Genomic DNA, 22,763 nt, shown 5'->3' with positions numbered 1-22,763 from the left:
ATAGACAAAAACAGCGCCACAAACGGTGTGTTTATGGCGCTGTGTAATTATTTTACTGCATAAAAAGATCAGGCAATAGTTGCGCTACTGGTTTGTACTTCTCTGCTTACTTTTTTTACTAAGCCCTGTAAAACATTACCTGGTCCTACTTCAACAAATTCATTGGCTTGATTTGCCAACATATTTTCAACGGTTTGTGTCCACCGTACGGCTCCGGTTAATTGCTTAATCAGGTTTTCCTTTATTTGTGCAGGATCTGTATATGGCTTTGCATCAACATTCTGATAAACCGGGCAAACCGGAGCAGAAATATTTGTGGCTTCAATTGCAGCTTGTAGCTCAATTTTAGCAGGCTCCATTAAAGGCGAGTGAAATGCCCCACCCACGTTTAATTTTAGTGCCCTTTTGGCACCAGCCTCGGTTAATTTAGCACAAGCCAGGTCTATTCCTTCAATACTGCCGGAAATAACCAACTGGCCTGGGCAGTTGTAATTTGCCGGAACAACCACTGCATCAATTTCTGCACAGATTTTTTCAACTACATCATCAGCTAAGCCTAAAATTGCAGCCATAGTAGAGGGTTGTGCCTCACATGCCTTTTGCATCGCGTTTGCACGTGCAATAACCAACTTAAATCCGTCTTCAAATGATAAAGCATTTGCGGCAACAAGTGCAGAAAACTCTCCCAATGAGTGTCCTGCAACCATATCAGGCTTAAAATCTTCTAAAACCTTTGCTAAAATAACAGAATGCAAAAAGATTGCAGGCTGTGTTACATTGGTTTGTTTAAGCTCCTCATCTGTTCCGCTGAACATAATATCACTAATGCGGAAACCAATAATTTGATTTGCGATTTCAAATAATTCTGCAGCTTTGGGGTTTTCATAAAGATCTTTACCCATACCTACAAATTGTGCTCCTTGTCCAGGAAAAATATATGCTCTCATTATAATTTTGTTTGGCGTATTGCGGTTAGCGCTCAACCTTGAAACTTAGTACTTTCTACTTGATATTCTCACTGGTTAATCCAAACTTGCTGTAATTAACCTTAAAAATTCAGCTCTTGTTTTATCATTACTTAAAAATGTACCTGTAAAAGCTGAAGTTGTGGTAACGGAGTTCTGTTTTTGAACACCTCGCATAGACATGCATAAATGCTTGCACTCCATTACTACCGCAACGCCCATAGGACTTAAGGTATTTTGAATACAATCTCTGATTTCGTTGGTTAAACGTTCCTGTACTTGTAAACGGCGGGAAAAGGCATCTACTACCCGAGGTATTTTGCTGAGGCCAACAATATGTCCGTTAGGAATATAGGCAATGTGTGCTTTACCAAAAAACGGCAACATATGGTGCTCACACATGGAGTAAACTTCAATATCTTTCACTACAACCATCTGGCTGTAATCTTCCTTAAACATCGCAGATTTTAAAATCTCGTCTGGCTTAATATCATAACCATGGGTTAAATATTGGAGCGCCTTTGCTACACGTTCAGGGGTTTTCACCAAACCTTCGCGTTCAGGATCTTCACCTAACTGACTTAAAATATCCTTGTAATGGGCGGCTACTGCCTCAATTTTTTCATCGTTGTAGCGATCTATTTTAACATAGCCATCTCTCGATTCGCCATTTAATGCCTCTTTAGTACTCATTAATATAGGGTTTTAACCAAAATATTCAACATAGTTATTTTCAGTTTCGTAGATTTTAACACTGTGAAGCAAGGCGCCTCCTTCCGTAATCGGTACCAGTAGCTGATTCCAGATTTCGATAGCTAAATTTTCTGTTGAAGCCAGCTTGCCTTTCATAAAGTCTACATCCAGATTTAGGTTTTTATGGTCAACTTTATCTACAACATAATTATTCATTACATCTTTTAGCCACTTTAAATCTACCAGAAAACCGGTTTCAGGATTAACTTCACCTTTCACTGTAACATATAACCAATAATTATGGCCGTGCCAGTTTGGATTTGCGCACTTGCCATAAACTTCATTATTTTTGTCATCATCCCAATCGGTTCTTGCCAACTTGTGGGCCGCATTAAATGATGCTTTTCTCGTTATATAAATCATTACTATTGAATAAACCGCAAATATAATGATAATGCCTTAAGCCTAAACATCAAAGCATAAAGAAACAAGAGTTTAATGAAACAATCCGCTAATTTTACCTTATGAAAACTTTAATTGTTGCCGCCACAAGAGCTGAACTTGCTTTTTTTTACCAGCATTATCACCTTCAGGAATATGATTTTGTAGAGAGTAAGCATTTCGATTTACTGATTACTGGCGTGGGCATGGTGGCAACAGCCTTTGCTCTTGGTCAATATTTAACCAAACCTTATGACCTGGTTATTAATTTCGGAATTGCTGGCTGTTTTGATCGTGAGATTGAATTGGGCACTTTATTAAATATTACTGAAGATAATTTTGCTGAACTAGGGGCAGAAAACGGAGATGAATTTCTAACCATAAAGGATCTAGGTTTCGGAGAAAATCATTTTATATCGAGAAGCAAAATAAATATTGATTTGCCATCCGTGACAGGCATAACCGTAAATTGCGTAACCGGAAGTGAACAAAGCATTAAAAATCTAAAGAAAAGATTCAGCCCCACTACCGAAAGCATGGAAGGTGCAGCAGTTTTTTATGCCTGTAAACAGGCAAATATTGATTGTATTCAAATCCGTAGTATTTCCAATTATGTTGAGCCAAGGAATAAAGATAACTGGAAAATCGGTCTGGCAATTAAAAACCTGAATGAGTGGGCAATAGCCTTTATTGCAGAAATGAATTGATTATGACGTTTTAGTTTATCGCAAGCCTTAATTTTGATATTATGAAACTTACACTCGGTTTTTCACCATGCCCTAACGACACTTTTATATTTGATGCACTCATTCACCATAAAATAGATACCGACGGATTAACATTCGAGGTGACTTATGATGATGTTGAAACCTTAAATCAGAAAGCGATGAAAGGCCAGCTGGACATTACCAAACTTAGTTTTCATGCCTTTGCTTACGCTGCCAGTCAATATGCACTTCTTGATGCAGGTAGCGCTTTAGGGTTTGGCGTTGGCCCATTGTTGATTAGTCATAAACTTGACCAGGAAACATTAGCAGAAAGAATAAAAAGTGATCCTGGCAGTCTTCGTGTCGGAATTCCAGGGAAATACACTACAGCCAACTTTTTATTAGGCATTGCCTATCCTGAGCTTCAAAACAAACAGGAATTGGTTTTCTCTGAAATTGAAACAGCTTTGCTGGAAGATCAGATAGATTTAGGCTTAATTATCCACGAAAACAGATTTACCTATAAAGATAAGGGCTTAACCAAAATTGTAGACCTTGGCGATTATTGGGAGAAATTAACGGGTTGTGCCATTCCTTTAGGCGGAATTGTGATCAACAGGAACTTAGATCGTGAGGTGCAACTAAAAGTAAACCGACTCATCCGTGAATCTGTAGAATACGCATTTGCCCATCCAAAATCTGGAATTGATTTTATTCGTGAACATGCACAGGCTATGGATGAAGCTGTAATGTATAAACACATTGAACTTTACGTAAATAAGTACAGCATTAACCTGGGCGAAGAAGGCCGAAAAGCGGTAGACACATTATTTAATCTTGCTCAGGAAAGGAATATTATTCCTGCTATTCAAGAGCATCTGTACATTTAAAAGGATTGAAAGTTTAAATGTTGGAAAATTGATTTCGTTACCTAAAACACTTCAACTTTACAACATCTTCACGTTTGAACGCCAATAAATGCTATGTTTAAAGAGATTGAAATCCGGAAGGCTAAATGCTAGGAGGTTGATTTCGTCGCCCAAAACATATCAACTTTACAACATTTGAACACTATACTTAACTTACCAACAACTTGTATCCCTTACCGTGAACGTTAATAATCTCTACATTCGAATCTCCTCTTAAGTATTTTCGTAGTTTACTTAAAAATACATCCATGCTTCGTCCGTTGAAATAATTATCATCATGCCAGATACTTAAAAGGGCTTCTTCTCTGGTTAAAACTGTATTTTTCTTTAAGCATAACAAGCGCAACAATTCTGCTTCTTTTGTTGAAAGCTTTTGTTGCTGATCATGATGGGTGATAATCTGAGTGGTATAATCAAAATTATATTCGCCTATCGCAAATTGCGTTTCCGGGGCTTCTTCAGCTTGATCACCTTTGCTTGCCACACGTTTAAACATCGCATTAATTCTAAGCAAAAGTTCTTCAATACGAAAGGGCTTGGTAATGTAATCATCACCTCCTAAATCATACGCAGCAGATTTATCTTCAAGCATGGTTTTCGCAGTGGCAAATATAATAGGAACCTGTGCATTTACTTTCCTAACATCCTTACCCAGTGTGAATCCATCCTTTTTAGGCATCATCACATCAAAAATACAAAGATCAAAATTTTGTTTATTAAAGGCCTTTAAACCTTCTTCTCCATCATTGCATAGCACCACATCAAACTTACCTTTTAACTGCAAATAATCTTGTAGCAATAAACCTAAATTTGGATCGTCCTCAACCAGAAGTATTTTTTTCATTTTCTTAATTTTATTCACATATGTAGCATTGGCTACACCAAATGTTTGATTCTGAATATGCATGGTGGTTTAATTATTGCAGATGATTAATACCACGATGTTAGGTAAAATCTCCTTGTAAAAAACCAATGTATCGACCAATCATACTTATTTGCCGATATTTACTTGATTTATAAATGTAAAGATATTTCAAAAGTTGTTCCTTTATCTTTTTCGCTATTTACTTTTATAGTGCCGTTTAACTTTTTTATAATATCCTGAACATAATTTAGGCCCAGGCCGAAACCTTTTACATCATGCAAATTTCCGGTAGGAACACGGTAAAACTGGTCAAAAATTCTTTTTGATTGTTCCTTTGTCATCCCAATTCCCCGATCAGAGATTTCGATAATCAGGTGTTTATTGGTATTTCTGGTAGAAATTGTAATTTCAGGCACTTCTGCACTATACTTATTTGCATTATCAATCAGGTTATAAAGTACGTTGGAGAGGTGAAGCTCATCGCCATAAATAACTGCATTTGTAGCATCGGTATGAAGGTTAATGATGGCATTACGTTTCTGTAACTGCAGTTCCATGCTGTCTAAAACAATAATGATCAGGTCATTCATATCCACCTCAGTGTTTTCCATTTTAAGCTCTCCTTTTTCCAGTCTGGCGATACTTAAAACCCGTTCTATATGACTTCCTAAACGAACATTTTCATCATAAATAATATTGGCAAGCCTGCTTAGCCTGCTTTTATCTTCGGTAACTTCCGGATCTTTAAGTGCTTCACTGGCAATCATAATGGTGGCCACCGGTGTTTTAAACTCATGGGTCATGTTATTGATAAAATCGGTTTTCATTTCTGATATTTTCTTCTGCTTTAGAATAGCATAAAGGGTATAAGAAAAGATGAAGACCAACACCAGCAGTAAACCAACAGATGAAGCAAGGGTTGCACTTAGATTGGATACAATGGCAGAATTTTTATTTGGGAAACTTACAATTAAAGTTCCGGGATCACGAAATAAATCATTACCAAAAAGTGGAATTTTGTACGTATTCTCCGGTAGAAATTCTTTTTTAATATTAGAGGCTTCCATGTATAAAACCGAATCTTTTTTCGCCAGTGAAATTTTAAAAGAAGGTTTCTGATTAATGTTATGGGTGAGTAATTCTTCTTTCAGAAGGGCACCGAGTACATCAAAATTAATCCGTTGATATAAAGGAACATTTACTTCCTGTAACTCTTTAGAAACATCTTCTACCATACTTAAACGGGTATAAGAGAAGGTATCTTTTCCAAGAGATGCGATTTTGAGTTCAAGCCTTTTTTTGGCAATTTCATCCTGCCGTTTAAATTTTTTCTCCAGATCATCAGAAATTTTAGGTAATCCAACCAGTAAAGGATTTCCCGTCATTGGATCGGCCACTAAATACCTGATGGTATCTGGTAGGTTTTGAGGCGTTCTGAAATTAAAAGTTTTTGAATCAGGAGAAATCAGTTTCGTTCTCATGCTGTAACCCTTCAGATTTAAGCTATTTAAGTCGACCAACGCATCAACTTCTACATCCAAACGGGTACCCGTAATAGAAGCCTTTGGTGCCGAAAGTGATTTAAATTCTTTTTCAGAAATCAGCTTTGGCCCACGATACGAAGCCCTGATTATGCTATCCTGCTGGTTCAGGTAATTTTCAATCTGGATCTCCCGCTCAGCCTGCCTCAGTTCAGATTCCTGCGCATATTGCTGCCTTAAATCTTTAATATCAAGCGCTCTTTGTCTGGAATCCTGTAAACGCCTCAATTTATTTTCAGCATCTTTTTTATTGAGGTGATCGGCTACATTTAAGCGTTCTACTTTTTTAACCACATTGGCTAAAGTCTGATTTACCTGTTCATCAAAAAGCTGAGATTTCAAATAGTAAGCTTCCCTGATGTAATATAACTGCATCACGAAAACGCCTAGTAGCGCCACAGTCATTAAAACAGTTATAAACCAAAAGCTTCTTTTTTTCATTAACCTGGTATTGCATTAATTAAAAGAGGTAACAGAAAGGGATTTTTAATTAATCAGATACCAAAAATAGTGATTAGTGAAATGAGAAGATTGTTTTTAACATATTTTAACAAGGGCTACGGCGTTGAAAATGAAGATTTAAGAAAATAATTCTCAAAAAAAATGCCGGAGCAAAAGCCCCGGCATGGTTCAAAATTGTTTGCTTAAAAAAGATTCTTTATTTAGAAAGGCAAATCATCATCTTCTCCTGGCGCATTGCTCACATCAACCGGAGCTGCATAAGCTGGGGCCGCTGCTGATGGAGCACCTGCTGCAACAGCATTGATTCTCCAGATTACCAGACTATTGAAATAAGATGTTTTACCTGTTTTGTCTGTCCATGGGCGACCACGTAAATTAAAGAAAACCTCAACCTCATCACCCGCTTTAAATGTATCTAATAATGCAGTTTTATCTTGTAAAGCCTCAAAACGAATATATTCTGGGTATGTTGGATTTTCTGCGTATTCTACTATTAAATCACGTTTTTTAAACGTTTCACTCACTTGCTGCGTTGCACCTACTTCGTGTACTTTTCCTTTAATTTCCATAACTAATACTAATAATGTACGTATAAAAGCCAAATCTCTATAATTTTATTGATAACTTCGCATATATTATGATGCAAGTTTTCCACAATAAAAGCAGGGTAATTATCACCTGCAATAAACGTCTTTCTCCTTATTTACAAGATGAAGTTACAGCCTTAGGCTATACCATAGAAAGGGTTTTTCAAACCGGCGTTGAGCTCAATATCACCCTTACAGAGTGTATTAAGCTAAATTTAAACCTGCGTTGCGCCAGTCAGATTTTATACTCAATTAAAAGTTTTAAGGCCATCACTCCTGATGATCTATACAATGAAATAGCAGCTATTGAATGGGAAGAATTAATTGATTTTTCCGGATATTTTTCAGTGACTTCTAATGTAGATAATCCTAACATTACTACACCACTATTTGCCAACCTAAAGGTAAAAGATGCGATTGTAGATCGAATGAAAGAGAAAAAAGGTATCCGCCCTAACTCTGGTTCGGATGCAAATAAGGCTGTAGTCCATTTATACTGGAAAGACGCAGATGCAGATGTATTTATGGATACCTCTGGTGAAACACTGGCAAAACATGGTTACCGAAAAATTCCAGGAAAAGCACCTATGCTAGAAGCCTTGGCTTCAGGTGTGATTTATGCAACCAAGTGGGACCGGAAATCACCTTTTATTAACCCAATGTGTGGTTCTGGAACGCTGGCTATTGAAGCCGCATTGATTGCGACCAATCGTGCGCCTGGTTTATACCGAATGAATTATGGTTTTATGCATATCTTAGGTTATGAAGAAGAAGCCTTTTTTGCAGAACGAAGAATTTTAAAAGACCAGGTAATTAAAAATACAGATCTGAAAATTATTGCTTCCGATCTTTCTGAAGATGCCGTAGAGGTTACCCGCAGAAACGCAAAAACCGCTGGGGTTGATACTTTAATTGAGTTTGAGGTATGTGATTTCGAACTTACTCCCGTGCCTGAAGACGGAAAAGGAACTGTTGTTTTTAACCCGGAATATGGCGAGCGTTTAGGTGTTCACAGTAAATTAGAACTTACTTACAAACGCATGGGCGATTATATGAAAACCCATTGCAAAGGTTATTCAGGATATATTTTTACCGGCAATCCCGATCTTGCTAAAAAAATAGGTTTAAAGGCTTCCAAGAAATTGGAATTTTATAATGGCAAGCTGGATTGCCGTTTGCTTGAATACGAATTATATGATGGCTCACGCCGGGCTCCGCAAACCGAACAAGAAGTTACTTCGTAAATTTAAATGTGTACGCTCTCTACGTACCATACGTAAAATAAATAAAATATGGAATTTGATGACATGAACCACATGCCTGAATGGGAACATTTTAGCCGGTTCGGCAGAAACGATGAGGATGAAGAAAATCTATCACCATACGATGCTGAAAAGGTAAGACTAAAAGTTAACCGGGCAAAGCTTTTATACAACCAGGCCAGGGCAATTTATAAATACGCTGCGGTTTTCTGTGAAACCTTAAAGGGTGAGATGGCAGAAATGACTTCAGGCTTAATTATGCAAAATGCAATGATGCTTTGTCCAAAAATTATTGGCGCAGAGGGTGCAGATTTATATCTGTTAAGAATGGAAAATGCATCGATTATCCGTACAAATTGCAGGGAGCTCGAAACCCAGATTAAAGCCGCAGATCTATTTGGCATTTGTAATGCTGATTATAAAAATATTGTTCTGGATGAAATCGAGAAATTTCGCCTGCTATTTATAGACTGGGTAAAAAATTTCGAAAAAGATGACCATGAAGATGAATGGGGGCTATATTAAAGCCTGTTAACTTTTTAGCAAATGATAACTTAGTTGAATAGTAAAATATTAGTAATTAAGCGATCATACTTTATGGCAATACCCCAACAATTTGATTCTTATCGCTCGAAAAATGCTGTTTAATTTCACCAACCAATAAATGTAATTTACTGAGTAAAAGTAGATAAACGGAATATCTTAAACTTTTACCCCCCGGATCTGTTTATATTATACTGTTCATTTACCCCTCCGCGTAATTCCTTATAGTGCTAAAAATTATAATTTGGAAAAACTGCATGGATAAAAGGCTCGTATATATTGAAAAAATTAAAAAACAATCCTTTTTATGGAAGATGTATTAGCTTTAAAAACCAAAAACGTTGCCGGGAATATTAGAAAAATTAGAGAATACAGAGATTATACTCAAGATTATTTAGCGGCAAAATTAAAAATTTCACAAAATGCCTACAGTAAGATTGAGCTAGGTTATAGCAAATTAACAATTGATCGGTTATTCCAGGTTTCAGAAATTTTAGAAGTAGAGGTTACGCATTTACTCACGTTAAACCCTAATGATTTAATCAAAATTATTGCTGATGATGAGCATAGAGCAGCGGCGGCAAGTTAATTAACTTACCGCTGTTGATATCATTCTTATTTTATGCATCTATTTTGCAATATCTTTGTTGTAAATTTTAATGATGCAGGATCCCATTCAAAAAACAATTTCGTTTGTTAAACAAACCTTAGAAAATGCAGAAGCCGGCCACGATTGGTTTCATATAGAGCGTGTTTTTAAAACCGCGTTGAACATTAATCAGGAGGAAAAAGGAAATGAACTGGTGATTGCGCTGGCAGCACTTTTGCATGATATTGCTGATCCTAAATTCAACAATGGTGATGAAACTTTAGGCCCTAAAATGGCACAATCCTTTTTACAGTCTATAGCAGTAGAGGAAGAAATAGTGAATCATGTAAAAATGATTATCCAGCACATGTCTTTTAAAAACAGTTTTGATGAAAACAGTTTTACTTCAAAAGAAATGCAGATCGTGCAAGATGCCGATCGTTTAGACGCCATTGGAGCCATTGGTATTGCACGTGCTTTTACTTATGGTGGTTTTAAAAACAGGGTGCTATACGATCCTGCAATAAAACCAGAAGAACATCTTTCGAAAGAAAGTTATAAAAATACTACGGCGCCAACAATCAATCATTTTTATGAAAAGCTTTTGCTTTTAAAAGATATGATGAACACATCAGCTGGAAAAAAGATCGCAGCAAAAAGACATCAGGTCATGGTAGATTACCTGGATCAATTTTACAGCGAATGGGAAGGTAACTAATCCAGGCTTTAATAATCTTTATTCCGTATCAGAGTAAGTTTTACGGGCTTGATTACTAATAATTTTAGCTTTATAGCTATATTTGTTAGTAAATCAATCGCTATGTCTGACCGAATTCGTGAAAAGTTAAATATCCTTGCCGATGCTGCGAAATATGATGTTTCATGTTCATCAAGCGGCGGCACTCGTAAAAATGATAACAAAGGTATAGGTGATAGCCATACCTCTGGCATCTGCCATACCTATACTGAAGATGGGCGTTGCGTTTCTCTTTTAAAAATTCTTTTAACCAATCACTGTATTTATGATTGTTTATTTTGTGTTTCGAGAAAGAGCAACGATATTAAGCGTGCTGCTTTTACCGTAGATGAGGTGGTGGATTTAACCATGAACTTTTATCGAAGGAATTATATTGAAGGCTTATTTTTAAGTTCGGGCATTTTTAAAAATGCAGATTTTACCATGGAACGGTTACTGCTGGTTTGCAAAAAACTTCGATTAGAGCAACGTTACAACGGCTATATTCATTTAAAAACCATTCCGGGTGCCAGTGATGAATTGATTAAGGAAGCCGGTTTATATGCCGATCGCATGAGTATCAATCTAGAAATGCCTACCGAAGCAGGACTAAAGCTTTTGGCACCAGAAAAAAGCCATGCCGATGTAATTAAACCTCTGGGATTTGTTCAGCAAAACATTGTTCAGTTTGCTGAAGATAAAAAGTTAATCAAGCACGTACCAAAATTTGTTCCGGCAGGTCAAAGCACGCAAATGGTGATTGGTGCTACCCCTGAAAGTGATAAAGACATTATGTACACCGCTAATGCTTTTTACAAAAATTTCTCTTTGAAAAGGGTTTATTATTCTGGCTATGTACCCATTAGCAATGATAGCAGAATGCCAATTTTAGGCACTCAACCTCCTTTACTTAGAGAAAACAGATTATATCAAACCGATTGGTTAATGCGGTTTTATGGTTTTAAAGTTCAGGAAATTTTAAATGATGCCAATCCGAATCTGGATGTAGATATTGACCCAAAGCTGAGCTGGGCCATTAGAAATATGCAGCATTTCCCGGTAGATATTAATAAGGCAGATTATAAAATGATTCTCCGGATTCCAGGTATTGGTGTAATGTCCGCAAAAAAGATTGTTCAGGCCAGAAAATTTGGAAGATTAAGAATTGACCAACTAAAGAAAATTGGTGTAGCGTATAACAGAGCTAAGCATTTTATCACGTGTGCAGATAGTCCCTATCAGATAAAAGACTATCAAGGCACACAGATTAAGGCTTTTATTATGGCCGATAGTCAAAGTAAATATTTAAAAACGGACAATAACCAGCTCATTTTATTTTAGGTTATTAAACAGGTTATGATTTATACTTTTGATGGCTCACTTACGGGTTTGTTAACTGCAGTTTTCGAATGGTTTGAGCGAAAGCCCGGACGTACTCACTTACAATTGACTGGTATTTTTCAACCCGATGCCTTTACGGAATCTTTTGAGGTGATCACCAATGAAGAGAAAGCAGATCGCGTGTGGAAAGGTCTTCAAAAAAAACTGAAGAAAGATTGGCAAAGAACTTTCTATTGCAGCTATTTATCTGAAATTCCTGAAGCTTACAATCATCTCTTTCAATTTGCTATTTATATTTTTAAAAGTGAAATAGGCGCTGCCGCTAACTATGGCAACGATCATGTGATTGCCTTATCCAAATATGCCAAAAGTGTGGAAAGGGAAAAACACCGGATGGAAGCATTCATCAGGTTTCAAAAAACCGGCGATGGCCTATTTTATACGTCAATAGATCCTGAATTTAATGTGTTGCCATTAATTTCAAATCATTTTAAAAACCGTTATGCAGATCAGCAATGGATTATTTATGATTTGAAACGCAAGTATGGCCTTTATTACGATTTAAATGCTGTGGAAGAAGTAACCATCGATTTTTCTGATGGTGCAAAAAGCTCGAATCCTTCCCCGGCCCTAATGGATGAAAAAGAAGAACTTTATGCTATGTTGTGGAAGGATTATTTTAAAAGCGCCAATATTGTAGCCAGAAAAAACACCAAACTTCATCTGCAACATGTACCAAAAAGATATTGGAAGTATTTGACTGAAAAGCAACTGGCTTAACATCCATTTAATATAAAACCACTAAATTGCACCATGAAATTAAGTGTACTGGTTTTAATTACAGCACTTGCTGTTGCGCTTTCCATTGGCATGGTCAATTTTTATTTTGAACGCAGCTGGTATTTCTTCGGAATTTCTTTTGGTGTTTCATTTCTCAGTAGCTTTCTTGTTTTTTATTACCTGTTAGAAAAATACATCTATAACAAAATAAAGCTCATTTATAAACTGATCCATAATTTAAAACTCGGAAAAGACTTAAAAGATGCACTGGGCGAATATGTAAGTTCAGACCCTATAAACGATGTGGAACATGAAGTTAAGGAATGGGCAGGCGCTAAGAAAAAAGAGATTGATTTATTAAAAAAACAAGAGCAGTTTCGCCGGGAATTTTTATCAAATGTTTCGCACGAATTTAAAACGCCCCTTTTTGCTATTCAAGGTTATATAGAAACGCTTCAGGATTGCATTACTGATGATCCTGAAATGGCCATGAAATTCCTTAAAAAAGCAGAAAATAATGTAGAAAGGCTTAGTTATCTGATTAATGACCTGGATGCCATTGCTAAATTGGAAACTGGAGAATCGCCGATTAATTATCAAAAATTTGACTTTGTAACACTGGCCAAAGAGGTAATGGAAAACCTGGATGACAGGGCAAAATCTAAACACATCAAGCTTTTTTTTAAAGATAAATATACCGCAGTTACTTTTGTTAATGCAGATCGGGAAAAAATCCGTCAGGTATTAATTAACCTGATTGTAAACAGCATTAAATACGGAATTGAAAACGGTGAAACGGCAATTAAGATCTTTGAACTTCACGATCAGTTTCTAATTGAAGTGACTGATAATGGTATGGGCATTGAGGAAAAACATCTTGCAAGACTTTTCGAACGTTTTTATCGGATTGATACCCACCGTGCAAGAGAAGTTGGTGGAACCGGTTTAGGGCTAGCCATAGTTAAGCACATTCTGGAAGCCCATCAACAAACAATCTCTGTGAGAAGCACTCCCGGAATAGGAACTACTTTCGCATTTACGCTTCAAAAAGTCAGCTAAATTCATTCATTTCCTAATCTTCGTGGCAAATATCACCAGATTATAATCCTAAGGTTGTAACAAAACGTGCCAATTTGTCACTTTTAATTTATTTTGTGTATTTTTGCAATCCCAAAATCTTTTTAAAGAATGATTGATTTACAAGTACAGGATAAAACGCATGATGAGGCCAGACAAGGTGAAGCCCTAATTTTAGATACACCAGTTAAAGCCGACGCACGTAAATTATATATTGAAAGTTATGGTTGCGCCATGAATTTTGCCGATAGTGAAATTGTTGCTTCTATTCTTTCAGAAACAGGATTTGAGACCACCGGAGATTATCATCAGGCAGATGTGATTTTCATCAACACTTGTTCTATCCGTGAAAATGCAGAAACCAGGGTACGAAATCGGCTATCGCAATTCGGAGTAGAAAAACGTCGCAATCCTAAATTAATTGTAGGCGTTTTAGGTTGTATGGCCGAACGCCTTAAATCTAAATTTCTGGAAGAAGAAAAATTAGTAGATGTGGTGGTAGGCCCTGATGCCTATAGAGATTTGCCAAACCTGATTGAACAGGTAGAAAGTGGCCACAAGGCTGTAAATGTATTATTGTCTCGTGAGGAAACTTATGCAGATATTAGTCCTGTTCGTTTAAATAGTAACGGAATTACCGCTTTTATCTCTATTACACGAGGCTGTAACAATATGTGCTCTTTCTGCGTAGTACCTTTTACACGTGGGCGTGAGCGGAGCCGGGATGCGCATTCCATTATTCAGGAGGCCCAATCATTGTTCGAATCAGGCTATCGGGAGGTTACACTTTTAGGACAAAACGTTGACTCTTACACCTGGACCTCAGAAGATGGAATAGAAACGGTGAATTTTGCACAGCTTTTAGCACAAACAGCCTTAGTTCATCCTGATTTAAGGGTACGTTTTTCTACCTCTCACCCTAAAGACATCACCGATGAGGTTTTAGAAACCATTGCCAAATACGATAATATCTGTAACTATATCCATTTACCAGTTCAATCTGGTAATAGCCGCATTTTAGAATTAATGAACCGAACCTACACCCGGGAGTGGTACATTAATCGTATTGATGCCATTAGAAGAATTATTCCAGGTTGTGCAATTTCTACAGATATTATTGCCGGCTTCTGTACCGAAACGGAAGAAGAACACCAGGAAACGCTAAGCATCATGGATTACGTGGAGTATGATTTTGCTTATAATTTTACTTATTCTGAAAGACCAGGAACACTTGCTGCGAGAAAACTGGCAGATGACATTCCTGAAGAAGTTAAAAAACGCCGATTAGCAGAAATTCTGGCGAAGCAACAAGCACATTCTTTAATGCGTTTACAAGAATGGGTAGGAAAAACCGTTCGGGTTTTAATTGAAGGCACTTCAAAAAAATCTGATCAGGATTATTGCGGGCGTGGCGATAGTGGCGCAATGGCAATTTTTCCGGCAATTGAAGGTGTAAAACCAGGTGAATATGCGAATGTATTTATTGAGAAATGTACATCAGCTACCTTGATTGGAAAAATAGTTTAATAATAGTTATAAGTTATCGGTTGCAGGTTATATGGCTGAATGCCAAATCCCAATACGTCGAAGCTGATCACACATATTACAATAAAAGTTAAAGATTAAATCATAAGAAACATGTTAGAAAGCATGACCTTCAACTTTTGACCTTTAACTTTCAACCATTAAAGAATGGATACACAAAATATTAAACAACGATTCGGGATTATTGGCAATTCGCCTCTACTTAATCGTGCCATAGATATTGCCAGCCAGGTTGCACCAACAGACATGTCGGTTTTAATTACCGGTGAAAGCGGAAGTGGTAAGGAGGTTTTTTCACAGATTATCCATCAGATGAGTGCACGTAAGCACGGATCATTTATTGCGGTAAACTGCGGTGCTATTCCTGAAGGAACCATTGATTCTGAACTTTTTGGACATGAAAAAGGTTCATTTACGGGTGCACATGAGGCTAGAAAAGGTTATTTTGAAGTGGCTAATGGCGGAACCATCTTTTTGGATGAAGTAGCTGAATTACCGCTTGGAACCCAGGCACGTTTGCTTCGGATATTGGAAAGTGGCGAATATTTACGTGTGGGTTCATCTAAAGTTCAAAAGACAGATGTTCGTATCATTGCGGCAACAAATGTTGATGTTTATAATCGGGTAAAAAACGGGAAGTTTCGGGAAGATTTATATTACAGGCTAAACACTGTTCCATTACGAATTCCTGCTTTACAAGAACGAAAAGAAGACATTTATTTACTTTTCAGAAAATTCTCAGCAGATTTTAGTGATAAATATCGTAGTCCATCGCTTCACCTGGAGCCTGATGCCATACAGATTTTAACCAATTACAGCTGGCCGGGTAATGTTCGCCAGCTTAAAAATATTGCCGAACAGATCTGTGTACTGGAAAAGGATAGAAATGTTACTGGTCCCGCTATCCTGAATTACATTCCGAATGAGTCTGGCAGCAATTTGCCAATGGCCATAAATTCTCAATCAAAGGAAGACTTTACAGAAAGAGATATTCTTTATAAGGTTTTATTTGATATGAAAAAGGACATGGTAGAATTGAAAAAACTGGTTGCCGAAATTATACAGCATGGAGGTAATACGGCCAGTGTTCTGGCAGATAACCCTCAATATATCAATCAATTATACAGAGATGTAGAATTACCAGGAGGACACGAACATACTTTTACTATTCAGCAGCCTAATGCAAGCAATGGCAGTAATGCCAATAATGCAGATTACTATGCCCATGATGCAGAAGAGATTGAAGAATCACTGTCATTAATCGATAAAGAATCTGATCTGATTAAAAAGGCATTGAAAAAGCATAAAGGTAAACGGAAATTTGCTGCCCAGGAATTGGGTATTTCAGAACGGACACTTTACCGAAAAATCAAAGAACTGAGTTTATAAGTCATCAAACCCTGAATTAGTCAGACATTAACCGCAAGCATTAAATCATTCCAACTTAAATGAAAATTAAAATATTTGCACTTCTTTTAATTGCCGTACTTTCGGCATGTGCTTACAAATTCAATGGGGCATCTACAGTAGGTTTAAAAACTGTTGTAGTGAAGGTTTTTGAAAATAATGCGCCTTTGGTCGTACCTACACTAAGTAATCAATTTACGGAGGCATTAAAGACGAGAATCCGTAATCAAACCAGTTTAAGTATATCCACAACTGAAGGAGACGCTGTATTTGAAGGTAGAATTACTGGGTATGACATCAAACCAGTCGCATTGCAATCCAGTTCAACGCCTACGGCAGGCGCAAACAGGCTAACCATTACAGTAGCAGTTAAATACACCAATAATACTGCCGGAAAAGAAAAGGAAAGCTTTGAAGAAAGTTTTACCAAATACTTTGATTTCCCGCTTAACGGAGCCTCCATTCAAGCTGCATTACCAGCAGCGATAGAGAATATTAATAAACAGCTAACAGAGGATATTTTTAACCGTGCATTTGCACAATGGTAATTCGATTTAAATCTGTTCACGCATAAAACTTTCTAAAAACCGCTTACATTTTTTAACTTAGCGACAAACCCTTATAATGGATCATCAGCAGCTATTGGTAAATTTACTTGCTCAACCCGGAAAGGTTGGCCCGGAGCATATACCCATGCTTCAGGAATTGGCGGTACAATTTCCATATGCACAGCCGATTCATTTGCTTTTGGCAAAGGCTGATCCATCTTTCATTCCAAAGGCGGCTTTATACAGCCATGGAAATGCACTATTTCATGTTTTAAATATAGTTTCAGTTCAGGATGAAAACTTAAACGAAGAAATACAACCAGAAGAAGAGACAACAATACCACAACCCGGTGCTGAACAGGCAAATGAAACCATTGCAGAAATTTCAAACGAAAATGATGAAATAGCAGAGGCAGAAACCTCTGCAAATCTTTCGGATTGGCCAGTTGAGGATGAATTGTTTATTGAAAACATTGCAACTACTGACTTCTTTGCTTTTGAACAAAAATTAAGTACAGATGTTGTTCAGTCTGCTCCGGAAATAGAAACGGTTGTTCCAGATAGTCATGAAGTCAATTTCGTTTCTAAATACGATGATGATCAATTGCCCTATACTTTTTTATGGTGGCTTTCTAAAACCCGTAAAGAGCATGAACAAATTTTTCAACCATATGTTCAGCCAAAACCTGCCGTTGTTAAACAAACTGTTCAACAAAAAGATTCTGCAGAGTTTCAACAACAATATGTTGAACATATTTTCCACATTCAAACACCATTCGAAGTTGCAGATCATTTGGCTGAATATCCGTCTGCTGATATAAAAGATGCAAAAGGTGCTGAAATTATAGAGCGTTTCTTAAAAGAAGACCCTACCATAAAACCGCCAAAGCCAGAGCAGATTGATAATGAAAATAAGGCAAAGAAGAGCGCTGAAGATCATTACGACCTGGTTTCAGAAACTTTAGCTAAAATTTACATCGAACAAATGCTTTACCACAAAGCCATAGATACTTATAAAAAATTAAGTTTGAAATATCCAGAAAAAAGTGGTTACTTTGCCGACCTTATCCAATCTATAGAAAAGAAATTTTAAAATATAATATTTACCATGGTAACCTTTTTAATCATTTTATTAATTATTGTGTGTGTAGCGCTAGGTTTATTTGTTTTGATACAAAATCCTAAGGGTGGTGGTTTAGCAACTGGTGGTGGCACAAGCAATATGTTTGGTGTACAACGTACTGGCGATGTTCTTGAAAAAGGATCATGGGTTTTGTTGGCAGCCATCGTAGTTTTAACATTAGCGATAACCACTATCGCAAAAAGTGGTGGTGGTGCTACTGCTGTAGGAAATTCAGCAATTCAGGAACGTTTAGATAAAACACCTACTCCATCTCCTATTGGTGGAAACCTTAACAATACCGCGCCTGCAAAACCTGCAGATACGACCAAAAAATAAACCAGACTTTATGTTGTCTGCTAAAGCTTTCCTCAAAAAGGAAAGCTTTTTTTGTTTAGCCTGTTTTGATGCATCACTTAAGCTAAAAACTAAATAAATTTAAAGTAATTCTGAATCTCATCCGTTTACTGGTTTATAATGCAATTGGTAGTGCCGAATAACGAACCTCAAAATATTATTTCTACAGTAGCTTATTATGGCAAACGCCTGTTCAGCTTTATCCGTGGAAGGGTAAATACAGATGAAGATGCTGAAGATATTTTGCAGGATGTTTGGTATCAGCTTAGTAACCAGCCTGAGGTTGGTGCAATTGAACAGATTAGTGGCTGGCTTTACCGTGTGGCCAGAAATAAGATTACCGATCGATATCGCAAACAAAAAGAAGAGTCGCTTGATGACTTTATTGTTGAAAGCGAAGATGGTGGTTTTAACATCAGAGAGATTTTGCTTGCAGAATCTTACTCGCCTGAAGAAGAAGGATTAAAAAAACTTTTTTGGGATCAATTATTCATCGCACTCGATGAGCTACCTAAAAACCAGCGGTATGTATTTGTTCAGAATGAACTGGAAGAACGTAGTTTTCGAGAACTGGCCGATGAAAGTGGAGAAAACATTAAAACACTTATATCCAGAAAAGGCTATGCTGTAAAACATTTACGGGGCCGTTTACAAAATTTATATCAGGAATTTATAAACTATTAACGATGAGAAATAGAAAATTCAGTAAAGCCACGAAATTTATTTTCTTTTTACCTGTTGTTGCACTCATTGCAACCCTATTGGGCTTTACAATTATGTCATTATGGAACTGGATTTTACCAGAAGTTGCACATACTGGCCGGTTAAATTTCTGGCAAGCCTTAGGCCTTTTAGTCTTGTGCAGATTGCTTTTTGGTAATTTTAATAAGGGAGGCGGTGGTTTCCGTGAAAAAGCAGTTAAAATGCGTTCAAAATGGCAGAGTATGAATGAAGAAGAACGGGCCCAATTTAAAGAGGAATATAAAAACAGGTGTAGCAGCTGGAGAAACAGAAACAAAGAATAAGAAAAAATCGCTAGTCGGGATCTCCAATCCCGGCTGTCTTTCCTGAGGATTTCTAATCCTCCTTTAACATCCTTCAAAATATTTATCTAGCTTAATTTTTCCATTAGTTAGGATTTCAAGGTTAGTCGGGATCTCTAATCCTCTTCAAAACATATGTACAGCACAGGCTTGGCCATCAAAATGAAATCGCGATAGTTGTTTTAGAAACCCAATCTCATCTGATATTAAATCTGGTTTGCTATTCGCCTTTATTTGAGGTACTTTTGTTAAAAGAAATAAATACAACAGATTGAATTTTAACGATTTTAACTTTGGCCCTGATTTATATGAGGGTCTAATGGCGATGGGGTATAAAAGCGCCACACCAATACAAGAGCAAGCTATTCCGGTAATTTTAGATAATCATGATCTGATTGCCTGTGCCCAAACCGGAACTGGAAAAACAGCCAGTTATTTATTGCCAGTGATGGATAAAATTAGCCGTGCTGCTAACAGACATAATAATACCTTAATTTTAGCCCCTACCCGCGAGCTTGCACAACAAATTGATTTGCAGGTTGAGGCTTTGGCTTATTTCACCAATATTAGCTCACTAGCCGTATACGGTGGTGGCGATGGCATTGCATATGAGCAGCAAAAGCGTTCTATGGTGGAAGGTGTAGATATCATTATTGCAACACCTGGGCGCTTAATGGCTCATTTATCTTCAGGTATTTTGAAACTTGAACATTTGCAGCATTTAATATTAGATGAGGCAGATCGAATGTTAGACATGGGTTTTTATGATGATATTATGCGCATTGTAAGTTACCTGCCTAAGAAAAGACAAACCCTTTTATTTTCGGCTACCATGGCGCCGAAGATCAGGAAGATGGCGGGAAGTATCCTGAATGAACCTCAGCAAATTACCATTTCTATTGCAAAACCTGCAGAGGGAATTGACCAGCAGGCCTATAATATTCACGATCAGCAGAAGCAGGCTTTATTAACTGATCTTTTCAAAGACGGAAAATACAAGAGTGCCATTATTTTTGCATCTACCAAAGAGAAGGTTAAAGCCTTATATAAAACATTCAAAAGCTTAAGCATTAAAGCAGAAGCGTTTCATTCTGATTTAGGCCAGAAAGAGCGTGAGGATATTTTATTAGCCTTTAAAAACAGAAGGCTTCCGATCATTATCGGCACGGATGTTTTGTCTCGTGGAATTGATGTGGAGGGTGTAGATTTGGTGATCAATTATGATGTCCCTGGTGATCCGGCAGATTATGTACACAGAATCGGTAGAACAGCCAGGGCCGCAACTAAAGGTACAGCAATAACACTGGTAAACGGCCGTGATAAGCGCAAGTTCGACAACATTGAAAAACTGATTGAAAAAGCAGTTCCAAGAATGCCCCTACCAGAGCATATTGCTGCAATGGAAATTACGCACGTAGAGGAGAAGAAACCGCAACATGCCAGAAATAACAATGCAAAGAAAAAGGTATGGCATAAAAAGAAACCTAAGCCTGATGCACAAGCTTAAATAAGATTAAACGCTGATAGATATTCTATTGGCGTTTTTTGTGATGAAGATGGTAACCGCAAAGGTCACTAAGTTTATTCGCAAAGAACGGAAAGTGCTTACGAAATTAAAACCAAAGTGCACACAGAATAGATCAACACAGAGAAAAATAAGCCTTATATCTTTCAACCATCGATTCCAGACTTCAGACTAAAAACTAACATTCCGGTAAGCTGATGGGAATATTTGTTGCTAACCCTCCGTCTGATGTTTCTTTATACTTTGCATTCATATCCAAAGCGGTTTCCCACATGGTATTTACCACAGCATCCAAACTAACTTTTGCCTTATCAGGATTACTTTGCAAAGCCAGCTGACTTGCGGTAATTGCTTTGATAGCGCCCATGGTGTTTCTTTCAATACATGGAATTTGAACCAAGCCACCAATAGGATCGCAGGTTAAACCTAAGTGATGCTCCATGGCTATTTCTGCGGCCATTAGAACCTGACGCTGAGAGCCACCTAAACACTCTGTTAATGCCGCGGCAGCCATAGCAGACGAAACTCCAATTTCGGCCTGACAGCCACCCATTGCTGCTGAAATGGTGGCGCCTTTTTTAAAAATACTGCCTATTTCTGATGCACAGGCAATAAACTGAATAATCTTATCTTCTGCATAACCATCGCAAAAGGTAATAAAATATTGAAGTACAGCAGGAATTACACCTGCAGCCCCATTTGTAGGTGCCGTTACCACACGCCCGAAAGAGGCGTTTTCTTCATTTACGGCCAATGCAAAACAACTTACCCAATCTAAAATATAATTAAAGCCGTTCCCACCCTTTCTAATCGCTTCTACCCATGAGGTATAGTCCTGATACTCGCTTTTACCAATCAGCCGCTTATTTAGCGGGAATGCCCTGCGGGCAACATCCAACCCTCCAGGTAAAAATCCTGTAGTATGGCAACCCCGGTAAATGCAATCTCTCATCACAGCGAAGTGTTGAAGAATCCGCATTTTGGTTTCAGCTTCAGGTCTCCAGGCAAGTTCATTTTCCAGCACAATTTCACTTACTTTTAACCCGGTAGATAAACACCAGTGTAAAAGTTCCTTAGCTTTTTCTATTGGAAAGGGTAAATCAACCTGTGCTTTCTGACTATTATCTTCGCCTTCCTTAACTACAAAACCGCCACCAATAGAATAATAAGTCTCGGAAAAAGCTTTTCCAGTTGATAAAAATGCCTGAAAGGTAACTGCATTAGGGTGAAAGGGAAGACTTTCTGCAAAAAGAAAAAGCAGATCATTTTCATAGTCGAAATCAATTTCTAAATCTCCGGCAAGCTTAAGCTTTTTATCTTTTTGAATGGCTTCAAATGTTGGTGTAACCGCATCAACGTCAAAAGTAACTGGATCAGCACCTGATAATCCGAGTAAGATTGCCACATCCGTTCCATGGCCTTTACCTGTTTTAGCCAGTGACCCATAAAGGAGTATTTTAATCGTCTCCACACGATCGATTAGATCTTGTTGGTTTAGCGATGCTGTAAATTGTTGCGCAGCACGCCATGGCCCAAGTGTATGTGAACTTGACGGACCAATGCCTATCTTAAAAATATCGAAAACGGAGATTTGCTCTTTTATCATGAAAAAAGTTAGTTATACAAAGCTATGATTGTTTTGTTAAAACTGCGATGAAATAAAAGTCATTAATCTAAACTAACCTCTATATTTTATTTCT

The 22,763-nt window shown here is 37.4% G+C and carries 24 protein-coding genes; 17 read left to right on the top strand and 7 right to left on the bottom strand.

The window, feature by feature from the left end:
• Window positions 1–68 precede the first annotated feature (68 nt).
• From fabD to AN34_RS02175, 3 genes are all read right to left on the bottom strand, one after another.
• Window positions 69–947, bottom strand: coding sequence for an ACP S-malonyltransferase (gene fabD / locus AN34_RS02185; RefSeq protein WP_029281828.1), 879 nt, complete (start codon window positions 945–947; stop codon window positions 69–71).
• Between the two features lie 75 nt (window positions 948–1,022).
• Window positions 1,023–1,658 (bottom strand): GTP cyclohydrolase I FolE, encoded by a 636-nt coding sequence (gene folE, locus AN34_RS02180; protein WP_029281826.1) that lies wholly within the window; start codon window positions 1,656–1,658, stop codon window positions 1,023–1,025.
• A gap of 12 nt (window positions 1,659–1,670) precedes the next feature.
• A complete protein-coding gene (locus AN34_RS02175; RefSeq protein ID WP_029281824.1) occupies window positions 1,671–2,081 on the bottom strand; it encodes a 6-carboxytetrahydropterin synthase in 411 nt (136 codons plus the stop codon).
• A gap of 101 nt (window positions 2,082–2,182) precedes the next feature.
• Here AN34_RS02175 and mqnB point away from each other — a divergent pair, with 101 nt between their 5' ends.
• Together mqnB and AN34_RS02165 are read left to right on the top strand one after the other, a co-directional pair.
• Entirely contained in the window at window positions 2,183–2,806 is a 624-nt protein-coding gene (mqnB, locus tag AN34_RS02170; RefSeq protein WP_029281823.1) for a futalosine hydrolase, read from the top strand.
• A 41-nt stretch (window positions 2,807–2,847) separates the two neighbouring features.
• Entirely contained in the window at window positions 2,848–3,696 is an 849-nt protein-coding gene (locus AN34_RS02165; RefSeq protein ID WP_029281821.1) for a menaquinone biosynthesis family protein, read from the top strand.
• A gap of 187 nt (window positions 3,697–3,883) precedes the next feature.
• Here the strand turns inward: AN34_RS02165 and AN34_RS02160 are convergent, their stop codons facing one another.
• The 3 genes from AN34_RS02160 to AN34_RS02150 form a co-directional block, all read right to left on the bottom strand.
• Window positions 3,884–4,579: a response regulator transcription factor gene (locus AN34_RS02160; protein WP_029281818.1), complete on the bottom strand. Its 696-nt coding sequence runs from the start codon at window positions 4,577–4,579 to the stop codon at window positions 3,884–3,886.
• Between the two features lie 170 nt (window positions 4,580–4,749).
• Window positions 4,750–6,582 carry a sensor histidine kinase KdpD gene (locus AN34_RS02155; protein WP_029281817.1) on the bottom strand — a complete coding sequence of 611 codons (1,833 nt, stop codon included), beginning with the start codon at window positions 6,580–6,582 and terminating at the stop codon, window positions 4,750–4,752.
• 221 nt (window positions 6,583–6,803) lie between these two features.
• Window positions 6,804–7,172, bottom strand: coding sequence for a DUF3127 domain-containing protein (locus AN34_RS02150; RefSeq protein WP_029281815.1), 369 nt, complete (start codon window positions 7,170–7,172; stop codon window positions 6,804–6,806).
• A 71-nt stretch (window positions 7,173–7,243) separates the two neighbouring features.
• On the opposite strand from AN34_RS02150, the gene AN34_RS02145 reads away from it, so the two are divergent.
• The 15 genes from AN34_RS02145 to AN34_RS02075 all read left to right on the top strand — a co-directional run bounded on the left by AN34_RS02145 (window position 7,244) and on the right by AN34_RS02075 (window position 21,045).
• The gene (locus tag AN34_RS02145) at window positions 7,244–8,434 is read left to right on the top strand and encodes a class I SAM-dependent RNA methyltransferase (protein WP_036676449.1); all 1,191 of its coding nucleotides are present in this window, start codon (window positions 7,244–7,246) and stop codon (window positions 8,432–8,434) included.
• A gap of 48 nt (window positions 8,435–8,482) precedes the next feature.
• Window positions 8,483–8,977, top strand: coding sequence for a hypothetical protein (locus AN34_RS02140; protein ID WP_029281811.1), 495 nt, complete (start codon window positions 8,483–8,485; stop codon window positions 8,975–8,977).
• Window positions 8,978–9,302: 325 nt separating this feature from the next.
• Window positions 9,303–9,584: a helix-turn-helix domain-containing protein gene (locus AN34_RS02135; RefSeq protein ID WP_029281809.1), complete on the top strand. Its 282-nt coding sequence runs from the start codon at window positions 9,303–9,305 to the stop codon at window positions 9,582–9,584.
• Window positions 9,585–9,657: 73 nt separating this feature from the next.
• Complete coding sequence (locus AN34_RS02130; protein WP_029281807.1) at window positions 9,658–10,302, top strand: HD domain-containing protein; 645 nt, start codon at window positions 9,658–9,660, stop codon at window positions 10,300–10,302.
• Between the two features lie 102 nt (window positions 10,303–10,404).
• Window positions 10,405–11,661, top strand: coding sequence for a putative DNA modification/repair radical SAM protein (locus AN34_RS02125; protein ID WP_029281805.1), 1,257 nt, complete (start codon window positions 10,405–10,407; stop codon window positions 11,659–11,661).
• Window positions 11,662–11,676: 15 nt separating this feature from the next.
• Complete coding sequence (locus AN34_RS02120) at window positions 11,677–12,441, top strand: TIGR03915 family putative DNA repair protein (RefSeq protein WP_029281803.1); 765 nt, start codon at window positions 11,677–11,679, stop codon at window positions 12,439–12,441.
• Window positions 12,442–12,474: 33 nt separating this feature from the next.
• Window positions 12,475–13,500 carry a cell wall metabolism sensor histidine kinase WalK gene (locus tag AN34_RS02115; RefSeq protein ID WP_029281800.1) on the top strand — a complete coding sequence of 342 codons (1,026 nt, stop codon included), beginning with the start codon at window positions 12,475–12,477 and terminating at the stop codon, window positions 13,498–13,500.
• 129 nt (window positions 13,501–13,629) lie between these two features.
• On the top strand, window positions 13,630–15,045 hold the full coding sequence (gene miaB, locus AN34_RS02110) for a tRNA (N6-isopentenyl adenosine(37)-C2)-methylthiotransferase MiaB (protein WP_029281798.1): 1,416 nt from the start codon (window positions 13,630–13,632) through the stop codon (window positions 15,043–15,045).
• A 165-nt stretch (window positions 15,046–15,210) separates the two neighbouring features.
• Complete coding sequence (locus AN34_RS02105) at window positions 15,211–16,452, top strand: sigma-54-dependent Fis family transcriptional regulator (RefSeq protein ID WP_029281796.1); 1,242 nt, start codon at window positions 15,211–15,213, stop codon at window positions 16,450–16,452.
• A gap of 59 nt (window positions 16,453–16,511) precedes the next feature.
• Window positions 16,512–17,018: an LptE family protein gene (locus tag AN34_RS02100; protein ID WP_029281794.1), complete on the top strand. Its 507-nt coding sequence runs from the start codon at window positions 16,512–16,514 to the stop codon at window positions 17,016–17,018.
• Between the two features lie 76 nt (window positions 17,019–17,094).
• On the top strand, window positions 17,095–18,111 hold the full coding sequence (locus AN34_RS02095; RefSeq protein WP_029281792.1) for a hypothetical protein: 1,017 nt from the start codon (window positions 17,095–17,097) through the stop codon (window positions 18,109–18,111).
• 15 nt (window positions 18,112–18,126) lie between these two features.
• On the top strand, window positions 18,127–18,477 hold the full coding sequence (gene secG, locus AN34_RS02090) for a preprotein translocase subunit SecG (protein WP_029281790.1): 351 nt from the start codon (window positions 18,127–18,129) through the stop codon (window positions 18,475–18,477).
• Window positions 18,478–18,615: 138 nt separating this feature from the next.
• On the top strand, window positions 18,616–19,179 hold the full coding sequence (locus tag AN34_RS02085) for an RNA polymerase sigma factor (RefSeq protein WP_029281788.1): 564 nt from the start codon (window positions 18,616–18,618) through the stop codon (window positions 19,177–19,179).
• 2 nt (window positions 19,180–19,181) lie between these two features.
• Entirely contained in the window at window positions 19,182–19,520 is a 339-nt protein-coding gene (locus AN34_RS02080) for a hypothetical protein (protein WP_029281786.1), read from the top strand.
• A 289-nt stretch (window positions 19,521–19,809) separates the two neighbouring features.
• A complete protein-coding gene (locus tag AN34_RS02075; protein WP_029281785.1) occupies window positions 19,810–21,045 on the top strand; it encodes a DEAD/DEAH box helicase in 1,236 nt (411 codons plus the stop codon).
• A 196-nt stretch (window positions 21,046–21,241) separates the two neighbouring features.
• On the opposite strand, the gene AN34_RS02070 is transcribed toward AN34_RS02075, so the two are convergent.
• Window positions 21,242–22,669, bottom strand: coding sequence for an L-serine ammonia-lyase (locus AN34_RS02070; RefSeq protein ID WP_029281782.1), 1,428 nt, complete (start codon window positions 22,667–22,669; stop codon window positions 21,242–21,244).
• Window positions 22,670–22,763 lie beyond the last annotated feature (94 nt).

Source organism: Pedobacter sp. R20-19, assembly GCF_000708265.2.
Classification (GTDB): domain Bacteria; phylum Bacteroidota; class Bacteroidia; order Sphingobacteriales; family Sphingobacteriaceae; genus Pedobacter.
Note: the sequence above shows the minus strand (reverse complement) of the source record. Positions and strands in the feature narration are given on the sequence as shown.

Coding starts and splice junctions, on each gene's coding strand:
- fabD (WP_029281828.1), bottom strand. CDS start 947: ATGAGAGCATATATTTTTCCTGGACAAGGAGCACAATTTGTAGGTATG.
- AN34_RS02125 (WP_029281805.1), top strand. CDS start 10,405: ATGTCTGACCGAATTCGTGAAAAGTTAAATATCCTTGCCGATGCTGCG.
- AN34_RS02070 (WP_029281782.1), bottom strand. CDS start 22,669: ATGATAAAAGAGCAAATCTCCGTTTTCGATATTTTTAAGATAGGCATT.
- secG (WP_029281790.1), top strand. CDS start 18,127: ATGGTAACCTTTTTAATCATTTTATTAATTATTGTGTGTGTAGCGCTA.
- AN34_RS02165 (WP_029281821.1), top strand. CDS start 2,848: ATGAAACTTACACTCGGTTTTTCACCATGCCCTAACGACACTTTTATA.
- AN34_RS02120 (WP_029281803.1), top strand. CDS start 11,677: ATGATTTATACTTTTGATGGCTCACTTACGGGTTTGTTAACTGCAGTT.
- AN34_RS02080 (WP_029281786.1), top strand. CDS start 19,182: ATGAGAAATAGAAAATTCAGTAAAGCCACGAAATTTATTTTCTTTTTA.
- AN34_RS02175 (WP_029281824.1), bottom strand. CDS start 2,081: ATGATTTATATAACGAGAAAAGCATCATTTAATGCGGCCCACAAGTTG.
- folE (WP_029281826.1), bottom strand. CDS start 1,658: ATGAGTACTAAAGAGGCATTAAATGGCGAATCGAGAGATGGCTATGTT.
- AN34_RS02160 (WP_029281818.1), bottom strand. CDS start 4,579: ATGAAAAAAATACTTCTGGTTGAGGACGATCCAAATTTAGGTTTATTG.
- AN34_RS02130 (WP_029281807.1), top strand. CDS start 9,658: ATGCAGGATCCCATTCAAAAAACAATTTCGTTTGTTAAACAAACCTTA.
- miaB (WP_029281798.1), top strand. CDS start 13,630: ATGATTGATTTACAAGTACAGGATAAAACGCATGATGAGGCCAGACAA.
- AN34_RS02105 (WP_029281796.1), top strand. CDS start 15,211: ATGGATACACAAAATATTAAACAACGATTCGGGATTATTGGCAATTCG.
- AN34_RS02085 (WP_029281788.1), top strand. CDS start 18,616: ATGCAATTGGTAGTGCCGAATAACGAACCTCAAAATATTATTTCTACA.
- AN34_RS02135 (WP_029281809.1), top strand. CDS start 9,303: ATGGAAGATGTATTAGCTTTAAAAACCAAAAACGTTGCCGGGAATATT.
- AN34_RS02155 (WP_029281817.1), bottom strand. CDS start 6,582: ATGAAAAAAAGAAGCTTTTGGTTTATAACTGTTTTAATGACTGTGGCG.
- AN34_RS02150 (WP_029281815.1), bottom strand. CDS start 7,172: ATGGAAATTAAAGGAAAAGTACACGAAGTAGGTGCAACGCAGCAAGTG.
- AN34_RS02115 (WP_029281800.1), top strand. CDS start 12,475: ATGAAATTAAGTGTACTGGTTTTAATTACAGCACTTGCTGTTGCGCTT.
- AN34_RS02140 (WP_029281811.1), top strand. CDS start 8,483: ATGGAATTTGATGACATGAACCACATGCCTGAATGGGAACATTTTAGC.
- AN34_RS02145 (WP_036676449.1), top strand. CDS start 7,244: ATGCAAGTTTTCCACAATAAAAGCAGGGTAATTATCACCTGCAATAAA.
- AN34_RS02095 (WP_029281792.1), top strand. CDS start 17,095: ATGGATCATCAGCAGCTATTGGTAAATTTACTTGCTCAACCCGGAAAG.
- AN34_RS02100 (WP_029281794.1), top strand. CDS start 16,512: ATGAAAATTAAAATATTTGCACTTCTTTTAATTGCCGTACTTTCGGCA.
- mqnB (WP_029281823.1), top strand. CDS start 2,183: ATGAAAACTTTAATTGTTGCCGCCACAAGAGCTGAACTTGCTTTTTTT.